This window comes from Paenibacillus sp. LT-B23, assembly GCF_059417685.1.
Genome location: NZ_JBSQBM010000046.1, coordinates 1 through 12,437, shown reverse-complemented (window position 1 = coordinate 12,437; position 12,437 = coordinate 1). Strand labels below are relative to the sequence as shown.

At 36.9% G+C, this 12,437-nt stretch carries 9 protein-coding genes and 1 pseudogene; 2 read left to right on the top strand and 8 right to left on the bottom strand.

All coding sequences use genetic code 11. From position 1 onward, the window contains the following. From ACWXW9_RS28565 to ACWXW9_RS28540, 6 genes are all read right to left on the bottom strand, one after another. Positions 1-366: hypothetical protein (locus tag ACWXW9_RS28565; protein WP_494932136.1), on the bottom strand; the 366-nt coding region annotated here is incomplete at its 3' end. A 19-nt stretch (positions 367-385) separates the two neighbouring features. Further along, positions 386-583 (bottom strand): DUF5659 domain-containing protein, encoded by a 198-nt coding sequence (locus ACWXW9_RS28560; protein ID WP_025686111.1) that lies wholly within the window; start codon positions 581-583, stop codon positions 386-388. A gap of 168 nt (positions 584-751) precedes the next feature. Then, on the bottom strand, positions 752-4,153 hold the full coding sequence (locus ACWXW9_RS28555) for an RNA dependent RNA polymerase (RefSeq protein ID WP_494932135.1): 3,402 nt from the start codon (positions 4,151-4,153) through the stop codon (positions 752-754). Positions 4,154-4,996: 843 nt separating this feature from the next. Continuing rightward, positions 4,997-6,181 (bottom strand): helix-turn-helix domain-containing protein, encoded by a 1,185-nt coding sequence (locus tag ACWXW9_RS28550; RefSeq protein ID WP_494932134.1) that lies wholly within the window; start codon positions 6,179-6,181, stop codon positions 4,997-4,999. A gap of 27 nt (positions 6,182-6,208) precedes the next feature. Then, a complete protein-coding gene (locus ACWXW9_RS28545; protein WP_494932133.1) occupies positions 6,209-6,967 on the bottom strand; it encodes a DUF5986 family protein in 759 nt (252 codons plus the stop codon). A 354-nt stretch (positions 6,968-7,321) separates the two neighbouring features. Continuing rightward, a complete protein-coding gene (locus ACWXW9_RS28540; RefSeq protein ID WP_494932132.1) occupies positions 7,322-7,834 on the bottom strand; it encodes a restriction endonuclease subunit S in 513 nt (170 codons plus the stop codon). 144 nt (positions 7,835-7,978) lie between these two features. Between ACWXW9_RS28540 and ACWXW9_RS28535 the strand changes: the two are divergent. Then, positions 7,979-8,437, top strand: a pseudogene (locus ACWXW9_RS28535) (IS30 family transposase); the annotation flags it as partial. Between the two features lie 7 nt (positions 8,438-8,444). Here the strand turns inward: ACWXW9_RS28535 and ACWXW9_RS28530 are convergent. Both ACWXW9_RS28530 and ACWXW9_RS28525 read right to left on the bottom strand, forming a co-directional pair. After that, a complete protein-coding gene (locus tag ACWXW9_RS28530; protein ID WP_494932131.1) occupies positions 8,445-10,712 on the bottom strand; it encodes an nSTAND3 domain-containing NTPase in 2,268 nt (755 codons plus the stop codon). A gap of 411 nt (positions 10,713-11,123) precedes the next feature. Further along, on the bottom strand, positions 11,124-11,282 hold the full coding sequence (locus tag ACWXW9_RS28525; protein ID WP_494932130.1) for a hypothetical protein: 159 nt from the start codon (positions 11,280-11,282) through the stop codon (positions 11,124-11,126). 272 nt (positions 11,283-11,554) lie between these two features. Here ACWXW9_RS28525 and ACWXW9_RS28520 point away from each other — a divergent pair. Continuing rightward, positions 11,555-12,437, top strand: an 883-nt coding sequence (locus ACWXW9_RS28520) for a contractile injection system protein, VgrG/Pvc8 family (RefSeq protein WP_494932129.1), incomplete at its 3' end; no start/stop codon positions are given.

Sequence of the window (12,437 nt, the reverse complement as noted above, 5' to 3'; positions counted from 1 at the left end):
TTCAGGATCATTCGCTTTCCGTTCTTCCTCTGCAATACGTTGTTCAAGCGCCCAATTCTCAAAAAACGCGATCTCCTTCTTGAAATACGCTCGTTCCGAATCAGTCATATATTTTTCGTCCGTGTATGTCCACCACGTTTTGCCACGATTATACGAAAACTCTAATTCATAGGGAGAATATTCAAACTGTATCCGATACTGCTTATCCACATCTTCCTTGGTAATCGGCTTCCACATACCATCTATCCAAGCTTCTACTTGTTTGCAATTGCTATTTTTTCGTACATCCGCCCGTTTTCCGTTAATGGTGAATTGGACAGTATAATACTTGTGTTTATCATCGTGCTTTTGTAAAGCTGTTGTCATATTGTTATGATCCCCCTTATTAATAGATGTTATCGACTACCTGTTTAAATTCGTTATATTGTTCCATGGCCTTCCTCAATGGAGGTGAATCCTTGAATATGAATACTTTCCGATTTGAATCCTTTAAATCTACTTTTTCATCCATTTTATGAAACCGATTAAACATCAACCATCCTGCCATCCGAGACTGGGTAATGACAATTGTATGGCTTTCCATATCTGACCTCCTCATATATTAATGATTGGAATGTGAAAGGTTAGTCTCTTCCACATCCCTCTCTACCGGCTGACAAGCCGCAAGTTAAGCTTGGAACACCCTTTTAACAGGTGTCACCCAAGCGCCCGTGTTAACAGGCGCCAAATCATTACAGACCAATGAATCAATTTATTCAATATTGACTATCGCCTTAAAGCTCGATTTCGTGACTTTCTCGATAGTTATAAATTCAATTGTCGCTCCGTCAAAATCCAGTAAGGATAACCCCTCATCTCGACGAATAACCTGATCTCGTGGAATTATACATTTCCTTTCTCCATGCTCATCTACAACATGAACATAGTTATACTCGACCACCTGAACCCACAATTTCTTACCTAATACCTGGTCAGCTATCAGCTGCGATTCTTCCTCCGATTTTTTCAATGTGCTGAAGCCGAGCGAATAATTCCTCAATGTTCGTCTTGTACTATTCCCGTCCAGCAGAGAAGGCGTATTACTGATTTTTACTACGGTTTCTCGTTCAGCTTCATACCCGATAAAGAATTGTCCCATAATTTCAAATAATGAATAAACACCATCCCGCACATTCAACAATGGAAACTCCAGATCATCTATTGTAGCGATGCCAGCGTCAACGGTAAGCTCCTTACCTTCCACATTTCGATTCGTGAGCCGGTTCACCTTTCGTACTTCCTTTTTCAATACATTTTCATGCTGCTTTAGATTTTCCAGTAGTCCATCTACAAACAGCCATGCAAAGGAGTACGTTCTGTAGGTTTGATATGCGATCTCGACAGCAACACTGGCAAGTATTAAAGGATAAGGGCAGATCTCTTCACACTGAGTTTTGTATTCCTCTCGTAACCTAGCGTATTCCGCGCTGATTGCTTTTCGGGTATCATTGTCTCGTTGCCATTTTTTTAGCTCATTAAATTCCTTTTGGCGATGATCAATTGGTTTCTTCTGCTCGTTGTATTCTGTATACAGTGGCTCAATACGAGCTAGATAATCCAGAAACTTGGGCTGGCTAATTTTACTCATATCCTGTAACAGTTGTCTCGTACTCTCGATGCCCAAAATCGACTGATCCATTTTGCCATCTTCCATCTGGAACTTGTCATCTATATACTTCTCTGCCACAACGCAAAATTGATTAAACGGCGATTTCGTCGAGTGCTGATAATCCTTGGCTTTACCACCCTTAGCAAAACGAAAGAAATACGGCATTTGGATAGCCAGACGATCCAGCACATGTGGAATCTCTACTTCCAGTCCATTTTTGGTCGCATCAATGATTTGACCTTGGAGAAATTTTAAGACTGAGTTTTCCAAAACCCGTGATTGAAGGTTCCCCTCCTCCAAAGCCAGATTCTGAAAATACGTATTCACATTCGTACATTTGCCCGTCAGGTTATGTAGACTTTTCAGTTCCATCTTGACGATACTGTCCATATTATTCGGTACTGGAGCAGCTACTTTTTTATCATCCTCATTGATGATCGTAGGAGCATCGATCACGGCTGAGAGTATGGTGGGATCGTTGGTGCATAAAGCCGTATCTCCATCCACGTCACCGAGTCCAAGTCTTGCCAGTGTTAAATCACAACAGTTCAGAACAATCACATTGTCTAAATGACGCATATATCGGTTATGTACTTGTACAAAATCTAGCTTGCCCACTTCATTAAATATGGTTAGTGGTGAGCGAAATAGCGCATGCATTCCCTGTTTCCGATTCATAAAAGCCTGGTTCTTCTTCAGCACACCTGTAACTGGTTTTCCGCTGGCATGCTCCATAAACGCAATCGGATCATTTGTTAGATAAAAGTAGCTGCCACGAATAGGGATACGACCTTTCAACATATCCTGTACTTTCAGCATCGCTTGCTTCACGATGAATTTGCGAACCTTACCGTCATACAGCATCAATTCATTCAAATCAATGGATTGGATAATTTCATTGATAAATTGTTTCTTCTGGCCCCGTTCTAATTTATCTTCCTGTTCGTCGGGTTCTTCATCTACATCTTTGGGTTCATCGTCTTCTTGGACTAGCATATGTAGGAACGCTTTCGTGTACGCAATATCTCGAAGCCAGTTTCCATGGACTTCATTTTTTTGTCCATGTAATAATCGTTTGATGACATCCATTAGAGGCGTAGCTAGTTTAAATAAATCATTTAGTGTAAGATTCAACGCATGAATATATTGGTATGTCAGTGGTGTGTAGGCGTTCATCTGGTATGCTGGCTTCGCATAATTGGCGACCCAAAAGTGAGTATGATTATGTACTTTCAGTAATGCTTCATATTCCGTTATATTTTCAAACAAACACTTCGGCTTTGCTTCCCCCTCACTGTATTGATGCCAAGCTTTGAAGCAGGATTTGGTGAGGATGAGATCAATAGGACGATCCTGTTTGTCGATGATCGGCTGTAATTCACCGAAAACATCTATTATTTCTGTCACGCTATTTTCCTTGAACCATTTCAACAGATCGAATCGGATAAAGTTACCTTTAATATATGGAAGTCTTCCCTGAACTGCATTAGGTGAGTAGGATAGATTAAGGTGCTGTCCAATACGCTCGGCAAACTGGAAGCTCATTAAACCTTGACCATCGAAAAACTGAACATTCTTATTTTCATACTGTGGATACTCTACTCGCTTAAATCCGATGGACTCTTCATTGATAGCGATGATTGGGATTTCTTCTGTTTGCTCAATGGAATAGCAAGGATATAGTTCGTCATCATACATAACTGAACGAGCAGGAAAAGGAATTGCTTCTAGCTTCACACGACGATTTGCTTTATCCCATCCATTGAATGTTTTATAGTCTTTTGGATCGGGAACAGACTTTGTTCGACCATTCCACGGGATTATTTTGTTCGGTATACGTTCTAACTTATGTAATTTTTCCTTGGGTGGCTTCAATTCTTTCTTCGCTTCGAAATATTCACGTTGCTTCGTCTTTTCATCGAATATCAACTTCTGTTGCTTTAAATCTTCAGCACACTTTTCCACTTTCCATACATCTTCAATGATTGTATCCTTTTCATAATCTGGAATAACGATAATGCGTGGAATGTATGGCACTGGCTGTGCTGCTGAACGACTCACACCAAGTGCTGCTTCCCACTTATGGGTATTGGTGAGTGGTGGCAATTTGCCGAGTGTAATGCGTCGATACAGATCAGCGACATACTTTTCTTGGATAAATTCTGTGCGCTGTGTACGTCCCATCGCAGGTGACTTGATCGAACGGACATATTTCTCTCCATTATAGTAGATGCCCTCTCGCAGCATACGTTCAAAAAAGGCAAGTTGAGATGGATCATCTTCGTCAATTTGATCAGCTTTGAGCATAAAGATGACATCAGTAACATCGGTGGAAGGATCACGTTCTGCTATGACTCGCTTGAGTTGGTCGAGATAGATGCTGTTTGATACGGTGATGGTACGAGTGCTGGATTGTGGCGCACAAAGTTGGTCGCCTAGAACTGTGATTTCGTTAAAGTGGAACAGTTTAATTTGGTATTGATTTCGTTTTGGATTAGTGGACAAGTTTTGGCCTCCTGTTTGTTGGTTTGGGTGATATGGTTGTGAACGCGGATAGGGCTTGTATCTGTGCGGAAAACAGAAACAAACGTTCGTATTTATTATATAAAATATACGTCCACCTTACAAGAGTTAAGTTCGAAGAATTGTTATAGAGGAAAATATTTAAAAAAGGAACAAAAAAACCGAGAGTTCTCAGCTCTCAGCAGTCAACAATTTCTATTCAAAATTGCGCGGAAATGATTATAAATACCTGAAAAATGGAAATAAATTCAACGAGTAAAAAGCATTAGAATAGTGACGTGAATAGATCACATTTCCTTCTGGTTCCCAACAATTCCTTTTACTCACTCTAAATCTAAACCCTTGTATGCCAAGCGTTTTGCACTCTCCACGTACAGCGTATGTGAAATTATAACCCACTCAAGTGCTTCATGATAAAGCCCGCAACCCATTGCTGCTACTGCATTCTTAGACACACGATAGTAGCAATATACAGCCTTTTTCTAAATTTTTCTTTACAGAAAGTTTTGTTGATGTTGAACTGATTGTGAGTTTCATATATACTTTTAAACTCTCGTCCAGAATGTGCTTAATCCAGTATAGGCTACCATCGCAATAAAATCCCCTCCCAAGGTCAAAGTTTGTTGATCTTACCGTATAAGAGAATGGTTTTCAATATGAAGTTTTTGCTATCCATATATTCATGAAATAAGGCCAATATTTGCTAAGCTAGAAATCGCTTGATAAAAAAAGAAAGGAAGGGAGGTAAAATCATTTATATAACTCCTTCGTTTTCATGCCATGAAAGAATTATGTTAGTGTAAGCAGCAGATATATTTAAAAAAGTCAGTTCGTCATATTCCTTGATCTCGAATCAAGTTTATCTTTTATGCTCACGATGTTACCTGTGTACAAGACTTCAGTCTTTAGATATCCTTCTTCAAGTCCTAGCAACTCTTCTACTTCTTCACGCAACAAGCTCAGTCCATAATGTTTAGACAGTTTTTGCATAAAACCATCCCCGGAGATGTAATCATTTTCAATTAATAATTCTATAGCTTGCTTCATTGAAACGGGGTCTCTCAAATCCTTTACATCATCTAGAGGTTCTTTTGTTCTCCAGCCCTTATGGCTGATAGATCGCTGCATGTACTGATATGTTCCTTCATTAATGGCCCCTAACTTATAGGCTCGCATAACCATAGCTCCAATGGATACACACCATTTTTTCTTAAGAAGCTTATAGTACATAAGATCATTTGGATGAATGGATACATCCCTCAAAAAACTGTCCTTCGGTAGAAGGAACGCTGCTGCAAAATCATTTGCTTCCTGCTCTATTTGCTTAAACTCTTCCTTACTCAAATCATCAACATTCAAGTATGGATCATGCAAAACTTTATGCCCTAGTTCATGGGCAACATCGAATTGGCGTCTGTAAAATGACTTTTTATCATTTCCGAGCACTATTGAGTAATACTGCTTCCCACTTATCTCATGCTGAGAACCAAATGCATCAATTGTCTTATTGCCTAATAACAATGATGAAATAACAAAACCTTTAGTTTCAAGTAAGTAAATAATGTCTTTAACTGGTTTATCACCAAGAGACCAAGCATCTCTTACCTTTTCTGCAACCTCTTCCACACTTTCTATATCCCGATCAGAAAAATCAGGTACATCTAGTTCAGGGAAATCTACGTACTCTTCCAATAACGCGCGAATAATAGTTAAGTACTTTACTCGATCATATTGCATTTCTCTTTCTTTTTTCCCTGTTGTCAGCAATGATCTGAAATAGGTGCTGCCTGCTTTAACTTCAACTGAAGTTTCATAAAAGTATTCTTTAGGAAATTTCAACACATTTGTTATGACTAGTAGAGAATCTAGAGAAGGTACTGCTTTGTCATTTTCATACTTAGATATCATTTGTTTGCTAACATTAAGTTCATTAGCTAAGTCTGTAATGGTTAGGCCACGATAAATCCTGCCTTCTCTTAATCTAGAACCATTAAACTGTCTTTGAATCATTATAATTCCTCCTTATATCGAGGAATGTTAGCCTTGATCTTCCTCTGTAATATCTTTCTCTTCCAGCTTCTTCGTTGGAATATCTCGATCAAAATGCTCTTTCCGTTTCTTAATCGAGGGTTTGACTTTCGGAATAATATCCATGCTTTCCACAATATCTTCATTTAAAACAGCCAGATCACTATATTCTTCCTTCGAAACATACATTGACCAGTCGGCTTTATCGACTAATTCAAAAAAACGATTATATAAACGCGCCTCCACGCCAACTATTTTCCTGTCAATCTCTTGAGCAACCACAAAAATCACTTGCTTTACCAAGGGGTAATCTTCACCGAGTATCTTTTGTGTTTCCAAAAGCCTTTTATTCTCATATTCATCTGTCGGGGCTTCAAATAAAGACAGCTGTTGTCTGTCAAATTCTAAAGGCCCACTGTTTTTCGAAACAAACGCATGAAAATAATGTATCTTCTTTTTCCCAAAATTCTTTATTACTATGTCTAAGTTCTTTTCCTTCGAGAAGATATATAAACTTCCTGTATTAAGATCTAAGGCGCAAATAAAAGCCCAGATCCCCCTTCTTCTAGTGAGAACAACCAAGTCATTATGTAGAGCCACTTGTTTAATACGATCAAATCGTATATCCCATGAGCCTCCATTCTTGAAGTTCTCCGTTTCCATACGGTGCTCTTTTTTTATTTCACTTATTACACCGTCTGTCCCCTCTGTAAAGGAACTAACCAATGATTCAGCTAAAGATCCATTCAAACCTATTCGATTTAACATAAATATCCCACCTCCAAAGCGTATATATTGTAAGTTTATTTAATCATACTACATAATAAAATAAAAAGTAAACCTAATGCTATCATTTTTTATGATTTTTCCACTTGATATCCTTTCTATTATAAAGCTTGCTCAAATGACAAGACCGTCAACGCCTAACTGAAAACCCTATTTTTATCGAAGCAAATGGACATAGCGAGAGGATCTTCTCAAATCCTCTTGCCATGTCCATTTGCTATTAAAAAGTATCAAGTTCTTTAAGCCATCCATAATTACAGGAACAGTCAGTAAAACTTTTGAGTCTTTCTAAATTTCAAGACATAAAGATAGCTGTTGAAATTCTACATTAATAAGTTATTCCACTTCTATTTTCATACTTAGTAATGAATTATTATATTCAGTCACTTTTTCTTTAAGATCAATGATTACCTTAAAGATATCTGTTAGTTCTATTTGTGCAGACATATCAAAATTATCATGTTCGTCTACTGGAATATTGATCTCAACTTTTAAAACACGTTCCATCGAACATTTATTATTAAATCCGAACCCTAATATTTCAAATGCATTCATTAAACTATACTTTAAAAAATTATAATCAATACTACCTTTAAACTCAGACTTAATCTCTAATATTTTAACCTTTTCATAAGGAATGAATCTATTTTGTCTATAAAAAACACTAGCACTGCCGTCCTTATTCCAAGTTAACACATCTTCATACTTTCTCCATTTACTATCCTCACGTATCCATCCAAAAACCAAATCTTCTTCCTTCGTAGCTGAATAAACAGGTAATAGTCCCTCACCAGGTAGAAGCGATACATCTTTCTTTTTAAGTCCAGAGTTTGTTGGAGGAGAAAACAAAATATCATCTACCTTAACTTTTCTATAAGACGGATTGTAATATGAAGTGCGACACCCACTGGAAATAAATAAACAAAGGGCCCATGGCCGGATTCGTGTAGAATGAAAGTTCCTACACCCACATTCACACAAGGAGAATCCACCATGAGCTACACACATCTTAGCATAGTCGAGCGCAGCAAGCTAGAAATCCTCCACCAGCAGGGGAAAAGTACAAGAACCATCGCCAAGGAACTGGGTAGACACCATGCCACCATTAGCCGGGAGCTTCGCCGAAATACAGAGAGGGAGCCTTATGAGGCTACACGTTCTCACGAAGTTTACAAACAGCGACGTCAAGCTTCTGTACCGGTCGGCAAGTGGACACCGGAACTTGCGAATCTCATCAAGAAGAAGCTACAGACCACCTGATCTCCAGAGCAAATGGTGGAACGACTGCGTCAGAATGGACAGTGTATGGTGTGTTTTAAAACCATCTACCGCTGGCTTTATGCGGGTCGCTTAGTGAAAGGCGTCTTAACGGTATTAAGGCACAAAGGCAAACGACAGAAGCCTGCAGAAACCCGTGGGAAGTTTACGGTAGGCAAACCGATTTCCCAGCGTATATCTATTAATTCAAAAGTGAATCAAACATTCTATCAATTTTTAAATTTTCAGCCTTTTTGCTAAAATTTTCTTCTTGTCTTTTAGAAAGTCTATAATCATCATCATCATCATCATCATATTTCACATTTTCCAACTTTTCATCCAAAAAATCAAATGCGCTTTTGAATTCCTCATTAAAAAAAATACCCACTTCTTCAATTGCACTTTTAAGTCCTATTAAATTATTCTCATTATTATCTGCACTATCAATATTTGCGTAAATAACCTCTTCAATTATCTCCATTAATATTTCTCTATTGTAATCAATAAATAATTGATATTCTTCTGGATAAATATTAGCCAGTTTGATCAATCCCCTTATACCATTTAAAGAACTTATACTTTCAATATAGCTGAGTATTAAGTCATTAATATTTAATCTTAAATATTTTTTTAGTTTTTTGATAACTGTTACAAATTCCTCCTGCTCCTCATCTGCTAATAATTTAATGTTAACCTCTTGGATTTTTTTAGCAAGAAAGTAATTAAGACCTTCACTTGTATAATCGTAAAATTGGTTGAGATACATAATTTTATCGTTTGTGTGATATTCATATTTTCCTTCGGTTATCTCCATATTATCAAAATCTCTAATTATCTTTTTTTCTAAAGTCTCTTTCAATTGACTTTTAAGTTCAATTTTATGGGTTAGATTCAATATTCGCGGATAGAAAGGATTTACTGTTTTATCGTAAGGATTAAAAATGGTAAAAAGTTGATTAAAGAACACCATACTATTAATAATCATTTCGATTAAATCGTTATCATTTTCTATATAGTGAATTAGAAAATCATTTACCGATGGGTTTTGAAATTCTATATAATTTCCATTATCAGTTTCTTTGCTAATTTCAATAAATGTATTTTCTAATTCTTTTAAGGAATTGAGGAAGTCCCCTCTTTTCAATGATAAATTGAATCTTTGGGAATCATAGTTAATCATTTCTTTGACAGAACGAATTAATTTTTCTTCTTTAATCGCTATATGAGATATAAGAACAGAATAAAGCAAATATTTAGATAATTCACTTATTTGATTTTCAAAAGCAGATCTCCATATCTCACTAGGATTAGTTAGTGAATTAAGAAAATGCTCCAAATATTTATTTGGTGTAATTATTTTTTTATTAAGCCTGATTGTCATTAACTCAATAACACGCGGATTATAATTAGGATGATTAATAATCTTGTAATAACCTTTATCGTGCACTACTGCTTTAATATAATCCTCCGATAGATTAGAAAAAAACAAATGATTATAAAAAATTTCAGCTTTTGCAACTCTAGTATAACTTTCTAGATCTAAAATATGTTTGGCTAGATCAATATCTGTCCGTCCTAAAACTTCGTATTTCTGTTGAGCTTGTTTGAGAATATACTCTCTTGTGGTCATTATTAACTTTTTGTTTTTATTCGCTTTTACCCGTTCCATAAAATGATAAAGTCGCTTATCCTCATTCTTAGATATCGATCTTTCTAAGAAATTACTTCCTAGAAAATCATCATAATAAAATATCTGTTTTTTATCTTCTGCAAATAATTTATTTCCTTCTTCAATGTCTTCGGATATTTCGATTAATTCAAATTCTTTAGACATATAATGCAGTATCAACATTTTAGCTAGAGTCGTTTTTCCGACACCTGGATTACCTGATATAATGGTGAAGTTAACGTCATTTAGAATGTCAATTGCTTCATTTACACTTTTGTTTTGCACGAATAACTTAATACTGTTCTTAATCGAATCCTCTAAGAATTCAGAACGGTTTTTAATATTCGATTGTAGTATTGTTTTTAAAACAGAGGTACTTGATAGCCACAACTTATAATACTTCTCTTCAATTTCACTATACTGCCCTAATAAATTATTTAGATCGTCTTTCCCAAATATATCTTCACAAGATAAGATATAAGGCTCAAATATTTTTTTGATTTCTGCTTTGTTTTTTGGTGTCAACCCCACGGAGGTCACCAAAATATATTTCTCGGGCTTTAAAACTTTAACTTTTGAGGATTCTTTAATTAAATTCCCTTTTAATGAATTAAAATCCTTATACCGCTTACATTGAATCAATAGAGTTTTATTTTTATCTATACTTCCTCGTAAATCAATTCCTCCATCTTTACCTTCCGTGAAACTTTCCAGATAAATATTAAGGTGCTTCTGAAGTATATCTCTAGCTAAATCTTCAAATTCCACAGAAGATAAATTTAAGAAGTCATAGCTTTGCATAGTATCCCATCCTATAAAACTTATTATATTTAATAGTTCGACACCTTTTGCATCTTTTCCTGTTTTTACAATTTGCTATACAAAAATAAAAATACTCACAAACAGCCTGAGCATTTCGTATGCAATTAGGCAAATGCAACAACATCAACTATTTCTCACTATCTATACCACCGACTTCTCGTGCCATGTATATGTAAATAATATACGTTCCCACACTCAACCCTAAAGCATTTTGTTGAATGCAGGAACATATTCAAATTACTCTCAAATCCTCGTGTATCAATGCTTCTCATCTCGATATATTACTACCACGCACTCCACATGTGTCGAGACGGCGGAAGGGATATATTCCTTTTTATTATATATATTGGCTATACTATCAAAAGCTACTCCTTCCCACAACACCCCCTTTTACCAGATAATGCCTTGCTTCACTTCACTTCTATTGATCCTAATTCCATATGAACCTGTATTTAATTTACCCGAATCCATAATCACAATTAAATCAGCCCAGTCCCTAACTTTGAAAGACAATTGCTCAAAATCACTTTCAGCTTTCCCTCCTCCCATATCTCCTGCTTCCAGTATTACACATTGAAAATAACCCAACGAATGGGTCATTCTGTAAACTAAATATCTCTTTTAACCGATATATACATATGCTGGACTGTTATTTAAATATCACATCTCGTAACTTTATACCCAACAAACTCAGTGATACATATGGGTCTTGACTCAAAGTTGTCTCCATCCATTTCTTCTATTCGTCAGACTCGAATTAAAAATGCTGCACTTTACTTTTGCAATCAGCCATCACATCTAGAAAGGAGTCATGAACTCACTTGAGTATATTATCAGATGGGATCGGATATGAAAGCCTACGCTTTTATGGTCCCTTTCAGCCACAACATATCGAACAACTTCAAATAACACGTACCATTAATGATCATACCTATTTACATATTAGTGGTATGCTCTCCGAAGAACAGGGAGCCGCATGCATCGGACAAAATATGGAGCAAGAGCCGATTGTAATTCGTCAGTTGGATGATCAGGGGCAATCGCTGAGAAGACTGTTTCACGGGATCGTTACGCAAATGTCCGTACATTGTATACGTGGAGTATACACCTTTGAACTGGAGGCCGCTTCCCATTCTTACCAAATGGATATCAAGCTGAAAAAACGTTCCTATCAGGATATTCATCGTACCTATGATGATCTGGTCACCGCGATGGTTCGAAAGTATCAGTATGGAGACGCTATTGATACCGTAACTAATTATGCCAAACTGGATACTTTTGTTTTACAATATGAGGAGACCGATTGGGCATTTTTAAAACGTCTCGCTTCTCGCTTTGGTTCCGTACTTGTACCAGAGGTAACCGCAGCTTCGCCCAAAGTTTTCTTCGGTATGCCAGAAGGCAAGCAGCATAAAGTGGAACGGGATGTGTTTTACAGGGTACGAAAAACGTTTCATGAGCTGGATGCGGAAAAGCCAGGAGAACAACGTGCTGGATCGTATGTCACCTATACAATTGAAAGTCTGCAATACTACGCGCTAGGCGACCTCATCACGTTATCCATTGGACAAGGCAAAGAACTGGTCGTCGTTCGGGCAGTGACACGGTTAGAGGATGGCTTACTGCGTACCCGTTATGATCTCCAAGCGGAACAGAATATTCACTATGCCCGGTATGAAAACGATCAGGCCACCGGGATTTCGC